Here is an 18,442-nt window from a genome sequence, read left to right as displayed (position 1 = left end):
GTAGTCTGCACAGCGGGTAGCGAAGATCGCCCGACAGAGTGACGGGCGGGTGCCTCTGGGCGGTCCGGGCCCAGACGTCGACGGTGCCGGGCACGGGGGAAGCATGTTCGAGCGGCTGGGCAGATTCGTCGTCGGCAAGGCGTGGTGGGTGATCGCCGGGTGGGTGATCGCGGCAGCCGCGATCATCGCCACCACACCGTCGTTGAGCGACATCACCTCCGCCGACCAGGAGAGCTTCCTGCCCCGCTCGTACGAGTCGGTGCAGGCCACCGAGCTCGGGCAGAGGGCGTTCCCGCAGCAGGCCACCGCGACGGCGACCATCGTGGTCAAGCGCGCCGACGGGCAGAAGCTCACGCCGGCGGACGAGGCCAGGGTGGGTCAGCTCGCCCAGTCGCTCAAGGCCAGGAACATCCCGCACACCTCCGGCTACCTGACCGGCCCGCAGGCCGTGGCGCCTGACAAGTCGGTGCAGATCATCAGCGTCGGGCTCGACGCCCCCACCCCGGACGACCCGGCGCTGCTCGACGCCGTACGCGACCTGCGGTCAGACCTCGGCCCGGAGTTGGCGAACAGTGGGCTCACTGCGGGCGTGGCCGGCGACGTGGCGAGCTTCGTCGACAACGAGGACACCTTCAACCAGGCCTTCGCCGTCGTCGGCATCGCCACCATCATCCTGATCATCGGACTGATCCTGATCATCTTCCGCAGCCCCATCGCCGCGGTGCTGCCCGTGGTGGTCGTCGGCGTCGTCCTGAGCATCACGACGGGTCTCGTCGCCGCCGCCGGCAAGGCCTTCGACCTCAGCGTCAGCCAGGACGTGCAGACGATCCTGCTGATCGTGCTCTTCGGCATCGGCACCGACTACATCCTGTTCCTGCTCTTCCGCTATCGGGAACGGCTGCGCGCCGGCGACGACAAGCGCACCGCGATGATCGTCTCCGTTCAGCGGGTCGGCGAGGTCATCACGTCCGCCGCCGGGGCGGTCATCGTCGCGTTCCTCGTGCTGCTCCTCGCCTCCCTGGGCTTCTTCGGCTCGCTCGGCCCGGCGCTCGCGATCGCCGTCGCCGTCATGCTGGTCACCTCGCTCACCCTCATCCCGGCGGTCGTCTCCCTGCTCGGCCGGTACGTCTTCTGGCCGTCGAAGGCGTGGCAGCGTACGCCCAAGGCGACCCTCTCCCATCGGCTCGGCACCGCCGTCGGCCGCCGGCCCGCCCTCGTCGCGGCGGCCTCCGGCGCCCTGCTGGTCGCGCTCGCCGTCGGCGTGTTCGGCTACAAGGCCGACTACGACTTCAGCGCCGGCTTCCCCCAGGACACCGAGTCGGCGAAGGCCGCGAAGGACCTGCAACGCGGGTTCGCCGCCGGCGCGCTCGCCCCCACCGAGACCTACCTGACCACCACCAACGGGTCGCCGCTGACCGAGCAGCAGGTCACCGACTTCGCGGCGGCCGTGGCGAAAGCCCCCGGAGTGGGCCAGGCGCAGCCCCCGGAACGCAGCACCGACCCGAGCGTGGCCAGAGTCAACCTGCTGCTCGACGAGAACCCCGTCTCCAACGAGGCGATCACCCTCGTGCGCGAGGACCTGCGCGGCGCCGTACACGCGGCGGCCCCACCCGGCACCCGCGCGCTGGTCGGCGGAACCACCGCGATCTTCGCGGACATCAACTCGGCCAACAACCGCGACCTGTCGGTGATCCTGCCCGTCGCGGCCGCCCTGATCGCGCTCATCCTCGCGCTGCTGCTGCGCAGCCTCGTAGCGCCCATCTATCTCGTGATCGCGGTGCTGCTCAACTTCGCCGCCACGCTCGGCGCCACCGTCTACCTCTTCCAGGGCATCCGGGGCGAACCCGGCGTCACCTTCCAGTTGCCGATCATCCTCTACCTCTTCGTGGTGGCGATCGGCACCGACTACAACATCCTGATGATCGCCCGACTACGCGAGGAAGCACGGGCCGGCAACGAGCCACACCAGGCCGCCGCCATCGGCGTCGAACACGCCGGCCCGACCGTCGCGGCAGCCGGACTGATCCTGGCCGGAACGTTCGCGGTGCTGATCCTCGCACCCATCTCGTTCCTCCAGCAGATGGGCTTCGCCGTGGCCATCGGCATCGTCCTGTCGGCGTTCGTCATGTCGATGTTCTTCGTCCCCGCCCTCACCGCGCTCATCGGACACAAGGCATGGTGGCCGGGCCACGGCGACGCGCGGCCCACCACCGGGCGGCACGCCCGAACCGCCGACCTGCCGGGATAGCGGGGGTCGAGGCCGCCCGGAGCAGCGTGGTCGTCCGCGGTGGCGGCCACACGGGCGTACGCTCGGTGCCGTGACGGTAGCGGGGCGTCGATACCGGTACGTCGGCCCGGCCGACGTGCGGGCCTCGGTCGGCGACTCCCCCGAGGGCACGCCCATCCGATCACCGGCCGACCTCGATGCCTATCTGGCGGCCACCGACCCACGCGACCGCGACGAACCGTTGACCTATGTCATTGACCCCGCCGGCACGCTGCGGCTCGCCCCGAGACGCAGCGAACACGTCACCTGCGCCGGCGGCGGCGAGGTCCTCGGCGCGGGGGAGATCGCCTTCGCCGCCGAACCGGACGGCTGGGTGGTGACCGAGGTCAGCAACCAGTCCACCGGCTACTGCCCCGACCCCGCCTCCTGGACGGCGGTGGCCGACGCCCTCGACCGCGCTGGCGTCGACCGTCCGGACGGGTTCACCGCGGCGGTCGTTTTCCGACGCTGCCTCGACTGCGGTGAACGCAACGTCGTCCGCGACGACGACTATGTTTGCGCGCTCTGCGGGGCTGAGCTGCCGGAGGATGTGGAACCTCGGCTGACAGCGCAGCCGTCGACCGTCCAGCGTTCGCCCTGACGATGGAGCCGCACAGTTAGGCGGCGATCGCTCGGGCGGCGGCGTACATGTCGGCGGGCAGCGCGTGCCGCATCCGCCACAGAATCCGCATCGGCCGGTCGCCGGTGTGCGACTCGTACGTCATGGGGCCGGCATAGAGGTAGGCCGGTACACCCAGATCACCGTCGGCGACCTTGGTCTCCCGAACGAACAGGTGCACCGTCGACCCGCGCTCGTCGTGATGGATGTAGCGCTGCCCGGTCGCCGAGGCGGCCGACGTGGTGCTCTGCGACTCCCACTGGAAGAGCGTGTCGGTGATGGCCCGGTCGGCGTACATGGTCGTGGGGGAGTAGTGCGCCTCCGACTTGACCAGGGTGACGAAGAACAGGTCGGCCTGGGCGTCCGGCAGCCACTTCACGCCCTCGCGCAGCGACCCCGGGTTCGGCATCCCGAACGCGGCGCACGCCTCGTTGCGGCTGTACCGGGCATGCACCCGCAGCGGCACCTCCTTGAGGCCGACCGGCTCGGTGACCCGGTGGATGCGGTCCCGCAGCACCTGCGCCACCTGTCGCAGCTCGGCACACCGCGCCGGGTCGGCCCAGAGCCGCGCAAGCCGCTCGTCCCGCGAAGTCAGCGGCGCATTCGGCCCCCACAGGTCGAAGTGCAGCAGGTCCCACAGCCGTCCCGCCTCGGGCCGCTCGCCGCCCGCAACCCGGCCCAGCAGGTCCAGCCGGTCGGGGTCGTCGAGGTGCAGCATCCGCCCGAAGGCCCGGCTCAACTCACGGTCATCCGGCCCCGGCGTCGAGGTGTCCAGGCCGGCGAGCCGGCGCAGCCCAGTCCACCCGCCGACACCCGCCGACCGATAGACCTCCTCGATCTCCAGGCCGCTCTCCCTCAGGTACGCGGCCAAGTCCACGTCGCCGAGCTGCCGCAGATCCGCTACCAGACCCGGCTTCGACGTCGGCAGCGCCGACTTCAGGTTGGTGAGCACGATCTCCTTGGCGACCCGATCCAGCTGGACGTGGCAGCCGCTCGGCAGCGACGGGAAGTCGTCCTCGACCGCCTCCCTCACCGCCCGCCGGCTCACCCCAGTCAGGGCCCGCCAGCGCAGGTCGAAGCGGAAGTTCGCGTGCTGCCCGCCGATGAAGTCGAGCACGGTCAGGCAGGGCTTGTCGTCGTCCAGGCGCAGCCCGCGACCGAGCTGTTGAAGGAAGATGGTCGCGCTCTCCGTGGGCCGCAGCATCAGGATCGTGTCGACCATCGGCAGGTCGACGCCCTCGTTGAACAGGTCGACCGTGAAGAGGACGCGCAGCTTGCCGGCCTTGAAGTCCCGGAGCAGGGCTTGCCGGCCGGCGGGGTGGACCTGCGAGGTCACCGCCGCCGACGGTACGCCGTGCTTGGTGAACCAGTCCGCCATGAACTCGGCGTGCCCGATGCTCACGCAGAAGCCCAACGCACGCATCCGCGACACGTCGATCAGCTCCCGAGCGGCCCGCAGCACCGCCCGCGCCCGCGCGTCGTTGCCGGTGTAGAGGTTGTCCAGCTCCGTCGGGTCGTACCCCTGCCCGCGCTTCCACCGCAGCTGCGACAGGTCCACGTCGTCGTGCAGCCCGAAGTACTGGAATGGCGCCAGTAACTGCCGCTCCAACGCCTCCCACAGGTGCAGCTCCACGGCCGCGCGGCCGTCGAACCAGCGGCGTACGTCGCCGCCGTCGGCCCGGTCGGGGGTCGCCGTCAGTCCCAGCAGGACGCGCGGCCGCAGCCGGTTGAGGAGTCGGGCGTACGTGGGTGCCTCCGCGTGGTGGAACTCGTCCACGATCACCATGTCGTACGCCTCGGGGTCGATCTCCCGCCGGTGCAGCGATTGGATGGAGGCGAAGACGTGCCGCCAGTGCTGCGGCTCGCGGCCACTAACCAGCGTTTCGCCGAAGCTGCCGTCGCCCATCACCTGCCGGAACGTCGACAGGCTCTGCCGCAGGATCTGCTCCTGGTGGGCGACGAAGAGCAGCGAGTCGACCGTGCCCGCACGGTGCAGTCGCCGGTAGTCCAGCGCCGCGACCACGGTCTTGCCGGTGCCGGTGGCCATGACGACGAGGTTCCGGTGCCGGCCGTGGACCTGCCGCTCGGCGTCCAGGTCGGCCAGAATCTCCGCCTGATAGCCGTACGGCCGCACGTCCAGGCTGGCGATCTCGGTGGGCGTCTCGCCGGGGCGCTCCCCGCACAGCGCGTGCCGCAACCGGTCGGCATCCCGGGTCGGCTCGTACGCCTCGAACGCCGGATCGTTCCAGTAGTCCTCGAAGGTCGCGGTGAACGTGTCGATGACGTACGGCTGCTCCAGGTTGGAGATGCGGACGTTCCACTCCACCCCGTCGATCAGAGCGGTCCTCGACAGGTTGGACGAGCCGACGTACGCGGTGCTGGTGCCGTTGCTGCGGCGGAACAGCCACGCCTTCGCGTGCAGCCGGGTGGTCCGGGTCTCGTACGACACCTTGATGTCGGCACCCAGCTCGGCGAGCCGATCGAGGGCCCGCTGATCGGTCGCCCCGAGGTAGGTCGTGGTGATGACGCGGAGCCTGCCGCCCCGGGCGATCAGGTCCCGGATCGCCGGCTCGACCACGCGCAGTCCGTACCACTTGATGAACGCGCAGAGCAGGTCCACCTGGTCCGCGGAGGCCATCTCGTGCGTGACCTCGTGCCCGATGCGCGGCTGATGCTTGCCATTCACCAGGAGCGCCCCGGTGGAGAGCGGGGTCGTGGGCCGTGCCGGAAAGACGGGCTGCGCGGGCGGGATGGGCGGGGCGGCGATCGCGTGCAGGAGGTGCTTGGCGTCGGTGATCTGGTCCTGCTGGGTGGCAGCCTGCGGGCTGAGCGCTCCGATGGCCTCGGCTATCCGGTTTGCCAGGTCGACCTGGCGTCGAAGCCGGTCGTCACCACCGCCGACGGCGTGCAAGGCGCGCTGGGCAAGGGCTGCGACGTGACGGGCGAGGGCGTCGGGCGCGTCGGCGGGGTCGAGGTTGCCGCGCTGGATACGCGCCGCATCCACGGTGTTGAGCCGGTTGGCGAGATCGCTCGTAATGAGGTGCTCGTAGATGCCCCGTTCGAGATCCGTCACCGAGCAACCTCACCCATCCGCGTCACCTCTCGCGTACCCCCATACCTGATGGGCTTGAGGCCCGGTGGCAAAACTTCACGCAGCATTCAACGCGGGTATTAGACCCGCTGACTGTAGGCGGTCGTAGGCCAGCCGGATATGCGGAGCAGTGAAAAGGCGTGCTTTCCGGCCACTCCAATTACGAACTCGCTCGGTCAATTCGTCGAGATCGCTGGTGGGCGGATGCAGCGCGGCCGCGTAATGGACGGTTGCCAGTAGCTCAAGGCTGTAAGGGGCCTCGAAACCGTCGACCAGGCGCGCCAACTGGTCCAACACCTCGAACGGCGTCGAGTCATGGGCGGCGTGCCAGAGTCTGACCGCCTCGGCAGCGCCGACGGTGAGTCGGATCGGCTGAAGCTCCTCGACCCGCGCCGACCGGTCGCCGAAGCCGGTGAGGTAATGCCCCTCCAGCCTGTCCAGGACGTGGTTGAGGTTCTCGGCATACGGGCCGTAGCGGCCGCGATTGAACTGCAGGCGTAGCGGCTGCCCAAGGACCTGCAGGAAGTAGGCGATCTTCTGAATCTCTAGAAGTGTGACGCCGTCGCGCGGTTCGAGTGCGCGTGCCCGTTCCAGGTAACGATCGATGGCCTGCAGTAGGGTGGCCCGTCCGGAGGTCAGCGGAGGCTTCTCGGTCGCTACCGGCATGTCGGCCGGGGCCGGTGCCCCCTCCGGTGGAAAGAGCAGCACTCGCACATCGGGAAGCTCGGCGAAGGCCCGCTCGATAGCCGGCCGCACCTCGTTCCAGTCGAGCCCTCCGTTACCGCAGCCCAGTGCGGGCACAGCCACCGACGTGATCTGCCGTTCGCGTACGACATGTACGAGATCGGTAAGGCCGGCCTCAATGTCCGACAGTCTCGAACCGGCTCGCCAATGGCCCTTGGTGGGGAAGTTGATTACGTATCTGCGAGGGCCGAGGCGGGCCGAGTCGAATACGAACACTCGGCCTAGCCGGACCTCGTTGCTGGCGCACGCGGCTCGATAGGCGGCGTAGTTGGCCGGGTAGGCGCGCTTGAACTGCAGGGCGATGCCCTTGCCCATCACTCCGACCGTGTTGACGGTGTTGACCAGCGCGTCGGCGTCGGCGGTCAGCAGGTTCCCGTGACTCAAGATGATCATTGGCGCACCTCCCGCCGCTCGTAACCGTAGTACCAGTCCGGTCTGACACGAACGTACGGCTCGATCATGCCAGCGTCACGCAGGAGCTGCTTCACCTGTTCTTGCCGTTCGTCCGTCCGTACGGCGTAACCGATGACCAGGTTGAGGGGAAACTCACGATGCACCAGGAACTCGGCAGCCCGCCGGCGCATCCGATCCATGTCCTCGGGGATGTCCTTCCAGACTCTCGCTCGCAGCAACGGCCAGTCGATGAGCGTGGCAAGATCATCGAGGCGAGCCGAGAAGCTTGTGAGTCCTACCGAACAGTTGCCGTCGCTCGCCACCCAGTCGAGCCCGGCGGCGTCAACCCGCTCTACCGAGCTCACGAGGTAGACGAGCGGATCGTCCCCTCCTGGGTAGCAACCCGGCCTTCCGTCACGGTAGTCGCACGCGATGCGATACATCATCGGGGACCGTGGCGCGAGGTAAAACGGCACGTAGTCGGCGACGACGCCGCCCGGCGTACAGGGAACGATCCGTTGCCGCCGGCGCGCCTTGATCTCTGCGGCACCCACGTTCGTTGCCAACTGCGAGCCCACGCCGCTGTCCGAGAACAACTTGCCGGCTTTCAGGACGCCCGGCAGGTTGTCGATGTGCGTGAAGTGCATGATCAGGGTCGGCTCCGGTCGACCGGCGTCGGTCACCATCGATAACGTCTGTCCTAAGAGGCGGATGGATGCGGAGCCGAACGATAGTCAGCGAGTCAGGCACGCGGCGTCCGGGAGAGGCCAACTGTCGCATGCCGGACAGCTTTCCTGTTGGTGTTCGGTGTGTGACCCACTCACGTGATCCTGTGAGCGGTCGGGGGTGTCGATCTCAGGCCGGTCGGGGATGTTGTGTACGTATGGCTAGCTGGTCCGAGCCAAGTGCGCCGCGCGGGAGTGGCTTGGTATGTGATCGGGCTAGAGGTCGTTTATGGCAGTGAGGACGCTGGGCCAGGGTGCCTCTTCCCGGCCGGATTCCTGGAGCTCTCTAGTCCGGGCGGCAAAGGCCACGCGACTCGTGCGAAGTGCATCGATGCTGCGCTTGTATGCAGGGTGAGAGGTCAGGGCTCGCTTGACAAACGGTAGGAGGACTATCGGGAGACCTAAACCCAGCGCCTCATTGAGGATGCCGAGGGCGACGTTGTCGCTGATGCCGAGCGCCCACTTGTTTATCGTGTTGAAGGTCGCTGGCGCGACCACGACGGCATCCGCGCTGGGTAGGGGGTCCGGATCGCCTGGCCGCCGCCACTCGTACCGGACCGGATAGCCGGTTTGCTTGGCCAGGGCATCCCGATCGATCCAGGTCGCCGCTGTCGGCGTGGCGATGATGGCAGACGGTCCAGCCGTCTGCCATCAACAATTGGACGAGCTCGCCGATCTGGAGGGCTGGCGGCGCGGCGCACACGACGAGGTAGAGGATCTTCCCCTCGGTCATGCGACCGGCCCCGGGTGCACGGCCTCCAGCCTCGGCTCCGATGCCGGGGCGAGGCCCTCCTCGAACACGAGGCTGAGCAGTGACCGCCTATGGAGGACGTACTCGGCAGAAGGGTTCACGCCCGTTCTGCCACGAAGACGCCGAGTCCTTGGTGGCCGTACAGCTCGCCTGTCTCGATGAGGATCGTGATGGCTTGGCGCACGGTGGTCGGGCTGCCGACCTCGTACATCTCCGCGAGCGCCTTGGTGGAGGGCAGCTTGTGGCCGGGCGGCCACTCGCCTGAGGCGATGCGCTCTCTGATGTCGGCGATGATCCGCCGGTAGTGCGGCTCGAATTGTCGTGCGGGCATGCGAAGGACTCCCAGCTAGGGCGTGTCCTGCCGATCATGTAATGGTTGATCGTTAACGATGTGCCGGTGGTGCGTCGTGGTGAGCTGACCGATGAGGCGTGGGTGGTGATCGCGCCGCTGCTACCGGAACCTGGCGGAGCTCGGGGGCGGTGGCGGGATCACCGCCAGGTCATCAACGGGATCCTGTGGAAGCTACGCACGGGTGCGCCGTGGCGTGACCTGCCGGAACGCTTCGGGCCGTGGAAGACCTGCCACGAACGGCTGCGCCGCTGGACCGCTGACGGGACGTGGGATCGGATCCTGGCCGCCGCGCAGGTGCATGACGACGGCACACCGGTGCAGTGGACGATCAGCATCGACTCGTCGATCGTGCGGACGCACCAGCATGCCGCTGGCGCCCGCAAAAAGGGGGCTCCCCGACAAGTGCGGCGACGCCTGGTGCGCAAGATGGCGAGGCCATCGGCCGGTCCCGCGGCGGGTTGAGCACGAAGATCCACCTCGCGGTCGACGGACGCGGACGGCCGCTGTCGATCCTGCTCACCCCCGGCCAAGCCGGCGACAACCCGCAGCTCCTGGCGCTGCTGGACGCGATCCGCGTCAACGAGCCCGGGCCGGGTCGGCCCCGCAAGCGACCGGAGGTGCTGATCGCGGACAAGGGCTATGCACATGACTCGACCCGGCGAGCCCTGCGACAACGCGGGATCCGGCACGTCATCCCGGAACGCAGCGACCAGGTCGCTCGCAGGGCCGCCAAGGGCAGCCACGGCGGGCGACCACCGGCCTTCGACAAGGTGATCTACAAGAAGCGCAACGTCGTGGAACGCTGCTTCAACCGGCTCAAGCAGTGGCGTGACCTGGCAACGCGATACGCCAAACGCGCATCCCTCTACCGAGCCGGCCTCGTCCTGATCGCTGCCGTCATCTGGCTCCCATGATCGACAGGACACGCCCTAGGCCCACACATCTGATCACGGGCGCTGGGAGAACTTCAAGGGCAACGTTGACTTTACCAGTAATGCCGTTAAGGTGTGATGACGAGGAAACACCCCAGCTAGGCACTGCGGTGGGCCCCTCGTCGGAGCAGCGTCGCTTGCGCCAGCCGGTCGGTTCGAGCCCGGGCCGGGCGGCGCACTGCTTCGACGCCCCAACCAATCACCACGAGCGCTCAGAGAGCGAGGCCGTCAACAACCCGGCTGAGGGCGTCGGGGCCTACGAGACAGGCCCGGGGCGGGCGCTGGGCTCCGGTTGGTGCGGTCGCGGTCGCACAACCGTCCCCGCCCGTCTCGGTGCCGCGATCGTCAAACGACGCGATCGCAAGAACAACGCGATCAGCAGGAACGAGCGCCGTCGCCGAAGGAACAGGCGCAGTCGTATGAAGGAGGGTCATGGATTCGATCGACGCCATCCTCGGTGACCTGCCGTTGCCGCCGTACGTCACTGCCGAGGACGTTGGCTTCGCCATCAGGGCGGTCACCGTGCACGCCGCCGAGCAGTGGCCCGACGGGCAGCGGTGTCGCAACGACCGCGCCGCCCATCCGTGCCGCCTGCACCGCTGGGGTCGTCGGGTGTTGGACCAGCGTGGGCTCACCGACCGTCAGGTGCAGTTGCTGGTCGCCGAGCAGACGGCACCGCGACCATGATCTACCTGACCGGCGGGCGCCTGCACCCGCACGACCTCCGGTCCGCCGCCTTCGACACCAGGTGGCGCGGCCTCGATCCCGACCAGGTACACGACTACCTCAACCGGGCTGCCGACGAACTGGAACGCCTGCACCGCGAGGTGACCACCGCGAACACCGAGGCCGAGCGCATCCGCCAGGCGCTGCGCCAGTGGCAGTCCCGCTACGGGAGCTGCCAGCATGCGCGCAACAGCAGGTGGCCGCGATGACCGCGCCGCGCTGGGTCATCCACCTGCCGACCACGCTGACCAGCCTCAACGACGCCAACATCCTCGCGGCGGCCCTGCGGGATTCGCTCGGCCACGTCACCGCCATCGACTTTGGCGAGACCACGCTCAGCGAGGAGGACCGTCAGTTCCTGCGTACCCGAGTGTGGTGCGACGCCCGGCTCGACGCTGCCGGCCGTTGCCGGCGGCGCGACGGGCACGCCGGGCCGTGCGCCTCTGTGGACGAGGAGCTGTCTCCGACAGCGGCGACGGGTGGTGCCGGAACGGCACCACCCGTCGCCTGAGCGATCCCCGCTACGCCCCGGGGATCACCACGATCCCGTTGTTGTAGTCGGCCAGCAGCACGTCCTTGTGGCCGTCGCTGTTGATGTCGCCGACCGCGAGGCCCCGGTGCTCGTAGTGGGAGGCGTAGTAGCTGTTGTAGCCGAGCTGCTCCCGGCCGAGGCGGCCGTCGGGGCGCTGGAGCATGACGCCCACCCGGTACCAGCCGCCGTGGGCGATGACCACGTCGAGCCGCGAGTCGCCGTCCATGTCCTCGAGGACGACGGGCTCGGGCATGTCGTACGCGACGTAGACCTGCCACGGGCCGAGCGTCCCGGAGGCGTCGTGGGTCAGCACGGAGACCCGCGGGTCGGGCATGTTGCCGGTGACGGTGACGACCACGTCGGCTCGGCCGTCGCCGGTGACGTCGCCGGTCGCGAACGAGCGGGCGTCGATCTCCTGCCCCTCCGGTACGGGAATGCCGGTGGTGGGGGCGAAGGTGCGTGCCGAGGTCTGCTCGGCGACGATGACGTTGCGGCCGTCGAGGCGGACTAGGTCGAGGCCGGGGCCGCCGGTCACGTCGGCGATTCCCAGCACCGGCCCGGAGAGCGGCGTGGGCACGGCGGTCGGCGCGGTGAACTCGCCGGAGCCGGTGCCGTAGCGCACCAGCACGGACTCGTTGACGGTCGCGACCAGGTCCCCTGTGCCGTCCTGGTCGAGGTCGACGACGTGGACGTCGCCGAGGGACGCGCCGAACGGCAGCGCCACGGGTGCGGCGAGTCCGCCGGTGGACTGCCGGTACAGGTCCAGCCCGTCGCCGGAGGCGACCAGCAGTTCGTTGCGGCCGTCGCCGTCGAGGTCGGCGATGACCGGGACCATGCTGCCGCCGGTCGGCGTCGACGTGGCGTAACGGACGGGCGCGGCGAGCCGGTGCTCGGGCAGCTGGACGTACAGGTAGGCCGAGTGGTTGAGATCCCCGGCGTCCGCCTCGACGCCGGTGGTGAGCACCACGTCGGTGAGCCCGTCGCCGGTGAGGTCGCCGGCCGCGATGGCCGTCTCGGTGGAGCCGACCCGGGCCGCCTCGGACGGGCCGAAGGACACCTCGCCGTACGCCGGGTCGACCTGCAAGGGCAGGTCGGCCGAGGAGCTGCCGCCGTTGTTGGGATTGGTGCCGTAGCCCTCGAAGCGGGCGTAGTAGGTCATCGAGCTGGCCTTCGGGGTGGTCACCGTCGCGGCGTACCCGTGCCAGAGGGTGGCCTGGCCGATGACCTCGCTGCCGGAGAGGAAGACGACCTTGCCCCACGGCTCGGACCCGTCGGCGGTGCGGACCCGCGCGGACAGCGCCACCCACTGGCCCTGCTCGGAGCGGGTCGGGTTGACGGCGATCGTGGTGGTGGTCGGCAGGCCGGTGTACGCGGCGCCGGACGCGAACGGGCCGGCCGCGCCGTTCGCGGTGAGGGCGCGCACCTTGTACTGGTAGTAGTAGCCGTCCGAGCGCCCGGTCTCCCGGAACGACGGCTCGGTGGTCGAGGTGATGAGGCTGTCGCCGTCGATCGGGTGGTGCCGGTAGACCTCGTAGCGGTCCGCGCCGGGCACCGCCGTCCAGGTCAGCTCCATCGTGGACGGACTGCCGGTAAGCCGCAGGCCGTTCGGTGCGGGCAGCACCGGCAGGGTGGTGGCGCTGGCTTGGGGTGACTGGCCGGAGAGCTTGTTCCGGTACTCGGCCAGCACCACGTAGTAGTAGGTGGTGGCCGGGGCGAGACCGGAGTCGAGGAACTCCAGGCTCGTGCTGCTGCCGACCTGCGTGTAGGGGCCGCTGGAGCCGGTGGAGCGCGAGATCCGGTACGACGACGCCTGCGGCGCCGCCTGCCAGCTCACCCGGATCTGGGTGGCTGAGACCGCCGTCGCGCTGGTCGATGGTGGCGGGTAGATCGCCGGCCCCGCCTGGGCGGGTGCCGCGGTCAGTTGGGTCGCCGCGACGAGCGCGGCCACCAGGGCGGTGCCGAACAGTCGTGAGCGGGTGGGTGTGCGCGCCATCGGCGTCCTCCGGTCCCCGTGATGATCAATCCGTTAGTACGGCGTCCGGGCGTCGTTTCGCGTCACACGGTCTTCGGGTCGCACCGATGTCGGCCGGCGAGGATCGGGGAGCGGTAACGCCGTCGACCCTCGACAGCGCCCGAGGAGGGCTGTCGAGGGTCGAGGCCGTGCGGTCCACCCCGGGCGGGGACGCCGGAGAGGGATCGGGGCGGGCCGTCCGCGGGTGGGTCAGCCGGCCCGCAGGGCGGTCGCGGCCTGCGGCCAGGTGTTGTCGTTGGTGACGTCGGCGAGGGTGATCCCCTTCAGGATCTTGGTCATCTCCGCGTCGGAGAGCCGGCCGTCGCTGTCGACCTGGATGGTGGTCCTGCCGTCGGCGCTCCAGGCGTTGCAGAAGCCGTTGCCGCAGCGGGGCTCGCCCGGCGGCGTCTCCCCGTCCTTCAGTGCCTGGTTGGAGTTGCCGTTGGGGCTGACGAAGATCTGGAAGCTGCCGGGCGGGTCCTCGCCCTCGGGCCCGCCGTACGGTGCGGTCAGGCCCGTGGTGGGCAGGGCGGGGGCGGCGAAGATGGCGCCGCCGTAGTTGCCGTCGCCGGCGCTCGCGACGCCGTTCAAGCTGGCGTAGGCATGCTGGCCGACTTCGGCCGCCTGGTAGCCGGCGGGCAGGTAGCCGACGCTGAACGGCACCCGGGCCGGTGCCGGGACGCTGGGCCGCAGCGCGGTCACCAGGGCGTGCAGGTCGGCGGGGTTGAGGTCGGCCGGCTCGGCGAAGGTGTCCGCGACCGCCCAGGCGTTGTCGGTGTACTCCCAGGCGAACGCCCGGTGCACGTTCGCCCCGTAGGTCGGCCCGTCCTGCTCGATCGCCTGGCGTCCGTCGACGGTGAGCCGGTTACCGGCGAACGCGCGGGCGTCGAAGGCGCCGGGGCGGTAGACGGTCAGGTAGGCGTACAGCGATCGCTTCTTCTTGCTCGCCTTCTTGGCCGCGATCGGGTCGAGCGGCGCTTGGCCGGTCGTGTCCGGGTCTGCGGCGCGGTCGTTGGTGACCAGGCCGTCGACGTGCAGCGGCGCGATCTGGTACGCGGTCGACACGACGAGCGGGTCCTTCACGTGCAGCTTGCCGGCGTCGAACCGCTGGAATACGAAGCTGAACGGGTCGTCCGGGAACTCCCAGCCGGTGGCGGGGTTGAGAGCCGAGGTGGCCGCGGCGGGGCGCTCCATGACGGCGGGATTCTCGGCCACGCCGGGCAGCCCGATGCCGGCGGCGGCGACGACACCCGTGACGGCGAACGCGGCGGATGCCGTCGCCCACCCCGCCCGGCGGCGCCGCTGCACCTTCTGTCCGGCGGCCACGATCTCGTCGACCGTGTATCGCGGCGGCGGCGCGTCGGCCGTCGCCGTCTCCACGAGGTCAGGCACGTGCACTGGTCTTCTCCCGTTCTGGTTTGGTGGTGTCGTCACGCTGGTCTGCGGTCAGCACCTCGCGCAGCCGGCTGAGGCCGCGGGAGGTCTGGCTCTTGGCGGTGCCGATGTGCCAGCCGAGGACGCGGGCCGTCTCCTCCAGGCTCATCCCCAGGTAGTGCCGGCACACCACGGCGGCGCGCTGCCGTGGCGAGATGGCCCGCAGGGCCGCCCACACCCGCAGCCGGTCGTCGACCCCCGTCGCCGGGTCGCGCTGCGTCACGTCGGGCAGGCCGTCGCCGGCCGAGTGTTCGCGCCGCCAGGGGCGGCGCTTCTCGTCGATGGCGGCGCGGACCACCATGGTTCTCGCGTACAGGTCGGGTCGCTCCAGTCGCCGCCACCGCGGGTACAGCTTCGCGAGCGCCGTCGCCGTCGCGTCCTCCGCCGCGTGCCAGTCGCCGCAGGTGACGTACGCGAGTCTGCGCAGCACCGGCATCTGGACGGCGACGAACTCCCGGAAGGCTTCCTCGTCCTCGGCTTTCACGGCGGTAGAACGGGGCGGACCCCAGGGAATGTTGCCGCCGGTGGCGAACTTTCTGCTCCGCCCCTGCGAGGAGCGCCCGGTTCCCCCGGCTTAGGGCGCCATTCGCCGAACTGTCAGGCGCAGTCGGTTATGTGGTTCCTTCGCGCCGCAAGGGTCGGAGCATGACTGTTTCCACTCCTGGCCGGTCCGCGCTGCGCCGCGCCGGCGCGCTCGCCGCCGCTGCCGCCCTGGCCGCGGTCACCCTCGGTGTCGCACCGGGGGCCCACGCCGCCGAGGCCGCCGGCGCCGCCCTGCCGCTCGGCGACACCGACCTGACCGAGGTGCGCACCAGCAGCACGCTGGCCACCGGCGTCACCCTCACCCGGATCGTGCGCGGCACCGAGCCGGCGCCGGCCGACCAGATCAACACCACCACCCGTGGTCCGTGGGTGGTCAACGTCCTGACCATCGACCCGCGCCAGGCGAAGGGCCACCTGAAGGCGACGTACGGCCCGAACCTCAGCCAGGTCGAGAAGACCACCGAGCTGGTACGCGCCTCCGGCGCCCTGGCCGGCGTCAACGCCTCCTTCTTCACGTTCACCGCCAGCCAGCAGTACCCGGGTGACCCGGTGGGTCTGGGCCTGTTCGGCGGGAAGCTGCTCAGCGAGCCCACCACCGACGCGGCCGAGGTGAACTTCCTCGTCGACGCCAACACCAACCGGGCGACGGCGGGCAAGTTGACGTGGTCGGGCAGCGTACGGAACCGGCAGACCGGGGCCACCCTGCCGCTGGAGTTCGTCAACCACCCGCCGGTCGTCCCCGCCGAGTGCGCCGCCGTCTCCGACCAGACCCAGTGCGGCGTGCCGGGCGACGTCACGCGGTTCACGCCGGAGTTCGCGGCTGCCACCCCGTCCGGTGCCGGTGTCGAAGTGGTGCTCGACCGGCTCGGCTGCGTGGTGCGTACGTCGACCAGCCGGGGCACCGCGCTTGCCGCCGGCCAGACCTCGCTCCAGGCGACCGGCCGGGACGCGACCGCCCTGCTGGCCGTGGTGAGTGGTGGCTGTGTGGATAACCGGTCGACCCTGGTCGACGCGGAGGGCAGGCGGTTCCCGGTGCGGCCCGGTCTGTTCGGTGTGAACGGCCGCTACCGGCTGACCGCGAACGGGCAGGTCGTCGTGCCCGAGGGTGCCCCCGGTGACAGCTTCTTCGCCCGCAACCCGCGTACGGTCGCCGGCACGACGCGGGACGGGAAGATCGTGCTCGCCACCATCGACGGCCGGCAGACCACCAGCGTCGGCACGACCCTGGCCGAGACGGCGGCCGTCGCGCAGGCGCTGGGCCTGCGCGACGCGGTGAACCTGGACGGCGGCGGCTCCACCGCCATGGCCGTCGACGGCGCCCTGGTCAACCACCCGAGCGGCACCGAGCGTGCCGTCGGCGACGCGCTCGTCTTCGTGCCCGGCCGGTACCGCGACGACCACTGACCCTCCGCGGGACACGTGGTACGGCCGGTCGACTGACCGGCCGTACCACCATCGGACCGGTCGGGTCTCAGCGCCGCGGGGGTGCTCCGGACACCTGGCGGCGCAGGTGGACGGCGAGCAGGGTCAGCCAGAGCAGGCCGGCGACGATGGCGACCCGCTGGTAGAGCCCGGCGAGGTCGACCAGGCCGGCGCTCTGCGCGAAGCCGACCCCGGCGAGGACGAAGCCGGCCAGGAAGACGAGTCCGGTGAGGGCCGAGTAGATCGCCCAACCGCGCCGTCGCTGCCCGGCGAACCTGCGGGTGAGGACGAAGAACGCGGCGGTCAACGCCGGGAACGCGATCAGCGCGGCGCCGTCGTGCAGCAGGCCGCTGGTGGTGTACGCGGCGGGCGCGTCCGGGGTGCCGGGTGGATAGCCGCTGACCGGGTCGGTGGTAAAGGCGCCGGCGACGAGCAGGCCGACCGCCCAGACGCCGATGAGCAGCGGTCCCCAGGTCGACGCCCGGCCCGGCCGCAGCGCCCGTCGTGCCCCGACGGCGAAGAGCAGGGTGAGCAGGCCGCACACGAGGAAGTTGACCGTCTGCGTCCAGCCGTGGTCGCCGAGGGCGAGCGAGCTGACCGGGTGCCGCAGCGGGTCGTAGTCGTCGCGGGTGGTGCCGTCGACGAGGAACGTCAGGACGAAGAGCGGGCCGGCGACGACGCCGCAGAGCAGAAGTGCCCTCGTCCGGTCGGGTCGCGGGGCGGGTGGGGTGGCGGCGGGCAGGAGAGTGCTGGTCGTGGTCATCGCCGGGCTCCTTCCCGTGGTGATTCGGCTGGCGCGGCCCCGACGGGTCGGCTCAGCCGAATCGCCTTCGGTCGATGCTCTGCCGTGGTTGTCAACTTACATTGACGCGACAAGCGTGTCAACTGAGGTTGACAGACCTCTGTCGGCGCGTCGGGTCATCGGCCATACCGTCGTCTGACGGCGCCTGACAGGCCCTACCAGCACCTGACAGCACCTGACAGCACCTGACAGGGACTGACACCGCCACATCGACGTTTCGCCCAACGGCGATCGTGGCACCGCGCGGCGCACGTTGGCCCAGCGTCACCAACGGCGATGAGCGGCTCTCCGGCGGGCGAGTGGTCGGCGGCGACCAGATCGTCCGGCGCGCGGCCGCGCCACGCCGGGCCTGAGACATGACGTGGTTACTGGGGCGCCCGGCCCTTCCCTGTCAGGCGCGAGCCCCGGTGCGCGCGGGGGCTCGGTGGGGTACGGCATTGGGGGCTCGTTTGGGGGTGTTCGCGAGACGGGCCCCCAAACGAGCCTGTTCAACCTGCCCTGTCAGGTGGGTGGCCTGCGCAAACAGTGCCGGGCGGGGGTGGCGCGGCATGATCGACTTTTCCCGACTCCCTTACGGGTTTCTCTCTCCACGGGTCGGTGAGAGCGCGGCGGGTGGTCAGGCGCTCATCGGCCCGGGGGTTGGTAAATGGCCTGCTGCCGGGCCGCCTCGTCGACCTCCGCACCGGTCAGCACCGGCACGACCCGGGTGTCGACACCGCCGGACGCCCGGATCGCGATGGCCAGCCCGGCCGCCGTGCGATGGTCCGCCAGCTCGCACAGCACGTACGTGTCGTGGTCGCCGAACCCGAAGTACATCGACTCCATCCGCCCGCCGGCGGCCTCCACCAGCTTCCGGACCGCCTCGACCCGTTTCGTGCCGCCGTCCTTGACCAGCCCCTTGACCCCATCGATCGTGTAGGTCGACTTGAGCAGGAACATCGCCACCTCGACGTCACCCCCCCCGGATGGTGCGGCAGCCGGCGTGCCGGCACGGACGCCGTGGCGTACCCGTCCGGCAGGGTCCTAGTCGTCGAGCCGCCGGTCAGGTCGCGGAAACGCGAGGAGCCCCGCCCGGTGGTCGGGCGAGGCTCCTCGCGTT

The 18,442-nt window shown here is 70.2% G+C and carries 17 protein-coding genes; 7 read left to right on the top strand and 10 right to left on the bottom strand.

What is annotated here, in order from left to right:
- Positions 1-103: 103 nt before the first annotated feature.
- A complete protein-coding gene (locus tag GA0070620_RS16140; protein ID WP_091591780.1) occupies positions 104-2,248 on the top strand; it encodes an MMPL family transporter in 2,145 nt (714 codons plus the stop codon).
- A 70-nt stretch (positions 2,249-2,318) separates the two neighbouring features.
- Positions 2,319-2,867, top strand: coding sequence for a TFIIB-type zinc ribbon-containing protein (locus GA0070620_RS16135; protein WP_091591777.1), 549 nt, complete (start codon positions 2,319-2,321; stop codon positions 2,865-2,867).
- A gap of 16 nt (positions 2,868-2,883) precedes the next feature.
- On the opposite strand, the gene GA0070620_RS16130 is transcribed toward GA0070620_RS16135, so the two are convergent.
- The 5 genes from GA0070620_RS16130 to GA0070620_RS16110 all read right to left on the bottom strand — a co-directional run bounded on the left by GA0070620_RS16130 (position 2,884) and on the right by GA0070620_RS16110 (position 8,920).
- Entirely contained in the window at positions 2,884-5,958 is a 3,075-nt protein-coding gene (locus GA0070620_RS16130) for a DUF3427 domain-containing protein (protein ID WP_091591776.1), read from the bottom strand.
- Positions 5,959-6,033: 75 nt separating this feature from the next.
- A complete protein-coding gene (gene darG, locus GA0070620_RS16125; RefSeq protein ID WP_091591773.1) occupies positions 6,034-7,113 on the bottom strand; it encodes a type II toxin-antitoxin system antitoxin DNA ADP-ribosyl glycohydrolase DarG in 1,080 nt (359 codons plus the stop codon).
- Positions 7,110-7,799 carry a type II toxin-antitoxin system toxin DNA ADP-ribosyl transferase DarT gene (gene darT, locus GA0070620_RS16120; protein ID WP_091591771.1) on the bottom strand — a complete coding sequence of 230 codons (690 nt, stop codon included), beginning with the start codon at positions 7,797-7,799 and terminating at the stop codon, positions 7,110-7,112. The genes darG and darT overlap by 4 nt, the downstream gene beginning before the upstream one ends.
- Before the next feature lie 255 nt (positions 7,800-8,054).
- Complete coding sequence (locus GA0070620_RS16115; protein WP_231922431.1) at positions 8,055-8,420, bottom strand: flavoprotein; 366 nt, start codon at positions 8,418-8,420, stop codon at positions 8,055-8,057.
- Positions 8,421-8,686: 266 nt separating this feature from the next.
- Entirely contained in the window at positions 8,687-8,920 is a 234-nt protein-coding gene (locus tag GA0070620_RS16110; RefSeq protein WP_091591767.1) for a GntR family transcriptional regulator, read from the bottom strand.
- 69 nt (positions 8,921-8,989) lie between these two features.
- On the opposite strand from GA0070620_RS16110, the gene GA0070620_RS16105 reads away from it, so the two are divergent.
- From GA0070620_RS16105 to GA0070620_RS16090, 4 genes are all read left to right on the top strand, one after another.
- A protein-coding gene (locus tag GA0070620_RS16105) for an IS5 family transposase (protein WP_157741751.1) occupies positions 8,990-9,855 on the top strand; the annotation gives its coding sequence in 2 pieces (ribosomal slippage) (positions 8,990-9,323 and positions 9,323-9,855; 867 coding nt in all).
- A 450-nt stretch (positions 9,856-10,305) separates the two neighbouring features.
- Positions 10,306-10,560 (top strand): hypothetical protein, encoded by a 255-nt coding sequence (locus tag GA0070620_RS16100; RefSeq protein WP_091591764.1) that lies wholly within the window; start codon positions 10,306-10,308, stop codon positions 10,558-10,560.
- The gene (locus tag GA0070620_RS16095) at positions 10,557-10,808 is read left to right on the top strand and encodes a DivIVA domain-containing protein (protein ID WP_091591762.1); all 252 of its coding nucleotides are present in this window, start codon (positions 10,557-10,559) and stop codon (positions 10,806-10,808) included. Before GA0070620_RS16100 ends, GA0070620_RS16095 begins: the two co-directional genes overlap by 4 nt.
- A complete protein-coding gene (locus GA0070620_RS16090) occupies positions 10,805-11,110 on the top strand; it encodes a hypothetical protein (RefSeq protein ID WP_091598829.1) in 306 nt (101 codons plus the stop codon). The genes GA0070620_RS16095 and GA0070620_RS16090 overlap by 4 nt, the downstream gene beginning before the upstream one ends.
- A 10-nt stretch (positions 11,111-11,120) precedes the next feature.
- Here the strand turns inward: GA0070620_RS16090 and GA0070620_RS16085 are convergent, their stop codons facing one another.
- The 3 genes from GA0070620_RS16085 to GA0070620_RS16075 all read right to left on the bottom strand — a co-directional run bounded on the left by GA0070620_RS16085 (position 11,121) and on the right by GA0070620_RS16075 (position 15,060).
- Positions 11,121-13,124, bottom strand: a complete 2,004-nt coding sequence (locus GA0070620_RS16085) for an FG-GAP-like repeat-containing protein (RefSeq protein WP_091591759.1) — start codon at positions 13,122-13,124, stop codon at positions 11,121-11,123.
- Between the two features lie 228 nt (positions 13,125-13,352).
- Positions 13,353-14,534 (bottom strand): hypothetical protein, encoded by a 1,182-nt coding sequence (locus GA0070620_RS16080; RefSeq protein ID WP_157741635.1) that lies wholly within the window; start codon positions 14,532-14,534, stop codon positions 13,353-13,355.
- A complete protein-coding gene (locus GA0070620_RS16075; RefSeq protein WP_091591755.1) occupies positions 14,527-15,060 on the bottom strand; it encodes a SigE family RNA polymerase sigma factor in 534 nt (177 codons plus the stop codon). The genes GA0070620_RS16080 and GA0070620_RS16075 overlap by 8 nt, the downstream gene beginning before the upstream one ends.
- Positions 15,061-15,221: 161 nt before the next feature.
- Between GA0070620_RS16075 and GA0070620_RS16070 the strand changes: the two genes are divergently transcribed.
- Positions 15,222-16,523 (top strand): phosphodiester glycosidase family protein, encoded by a 1,302-nt coding sequence (locus GA0070620_RS16070; RefSeq protein WP_091591753.1) that lies wholly within the window; start codon positions 15,222-15,224, stop codon positions 16,521-16,523.
- A 67-nt stretch (positions 16,524-16,590) separates the two neighbouring features.
- Here the strand turns inward: GA0070620_RS16070 and GA0070620_RS16065 are convergent, their stop codons facing one another.
- Both GA0070620_RS16065 and GA0070620_RS16060 read right to left on the bottom strand, forming a co-directional pair.
- The gene (locus tag GA0070620_RS16065) at positions 16,591-17,304 is read right to left on the bottom strand and encodes a DUF998 domain-containing protein (RefSeq protein ID WP_091591750.1); all 714 of its coding nucleotides are present in this window, start codon (positions 17,302-17,304) and stop codon (positions 16,591-16,593) included.
- Between the two features lie 663 nt (positions 17,305-17,967).
- Entirely contained in the window at positions 17,968-18,282 is a 315-nt protein-coding gene (locus GA0070620_RS16060; protein ID WP_091591747.1) for a GYD domain-containing protein, read from the bottom strand.
- Positions 18,283-18,442 lie beyond the last annotated feature (160 nt).

The sequence above is a fragment of the Micromonospora krabiensis genome (assembly GCF_900091425.1).
GTDB classification, from domain to species: domain Bacteria; phylum Actinomycetota; class Actinomycetes; order Mycobacteriales; family Micromonosporaceae; genus Micromonospora; species Micromonospora krabiensis.
Note: the sequence above shows the minus strand (reverse complement) of the source record. Positions and strands in the feature narration are given on the sequence as shown.

What these genes read in the sequence shown, in the direction of transcription:
- GA0070620_RS16140 (WP_091591780.1), top strand. Translation starts at nt 104, where the DNA reads ATGTTCGAGCGGCTGGGCAGATTCGTCGTCGGCAAGGCGTGGTGGGTG.
- darG (WP_091591773.1), bottom strand. Translation starts at nt 7,113, where the DNA reads ATGATCATCTTGAGTCACGGGAACCTGCTGACCGCCGACGCCGACGCG.
- darT (WP_091591771.1), bottom strand. Translation starts at nt 7,799, where the DNA reads ATGGTGACCGACGCCGGTCGACCGGAGCCGACCCTGATCATGCACTTC.
- GA0070620_RS16110 (WP_091591767.1), bottom strand. Translation starts at nt 8,920, where the DNA reads ATGCCCGCACGACAATTCGAGCCGCACTACCGGCGGATCATCGCCGAC.
- GA0070620_RS16100 (WP_091591764.1), top strand. Translation starts at nt 10,306, where the DNA reads ATGGATTCGATCGACGCCATCCTCGGTGACCTGCCGTTGCCGCCGTAC.
- GA0070620_RS16095 (WP_091591762.1), top strand. Translation starts at nt 10,557, where the DNA reads ATGATCTACCTGACCGGCGGGCGCCTGCACCCGCACGACCTCCGGTCC.
- GA0070620_RS16090 (WP_091598829.1), top strand. Translation starts at nt 10,805, where the DNA reads ATGACCGCGCCGCGCTGGGTCATCCACCTGCCGACCACGCTGACCAGC.
- GA0070620_RS16085 (WP_091591759.1), bottom strand. Translation starts at nt 13,124, where the DNA reads ATGGCGCGCACACCCACCCGCTCACGACTGTTCGGCACCGCCCTGGTG.
- GA0070620_RS16070 (WP_091591753.1), top strand. Translation starts at nt 15,222, where the DNA reads ATGACTGTTTCCACTCCTGGCCGGTCCGCGCTGCGCCGCGCCGGCGCG.
- GA0070620_RS16065 (WP_091591750.1), bottom strand. Translation starts at nt 17,304, where the DNA reads ATGACCACGACCAGCACTCTCCTGCCCGCCGCCACCCCACCCGCCCCG.
- GA0070620_RS16060 (WP_091591747.1), bottom strand. Translation starts at nt 18,282, where the DNA reads ATGTTCCTGCTCAAGTCGACCTACACGATCGATGGGGTCAAGGGGCTG.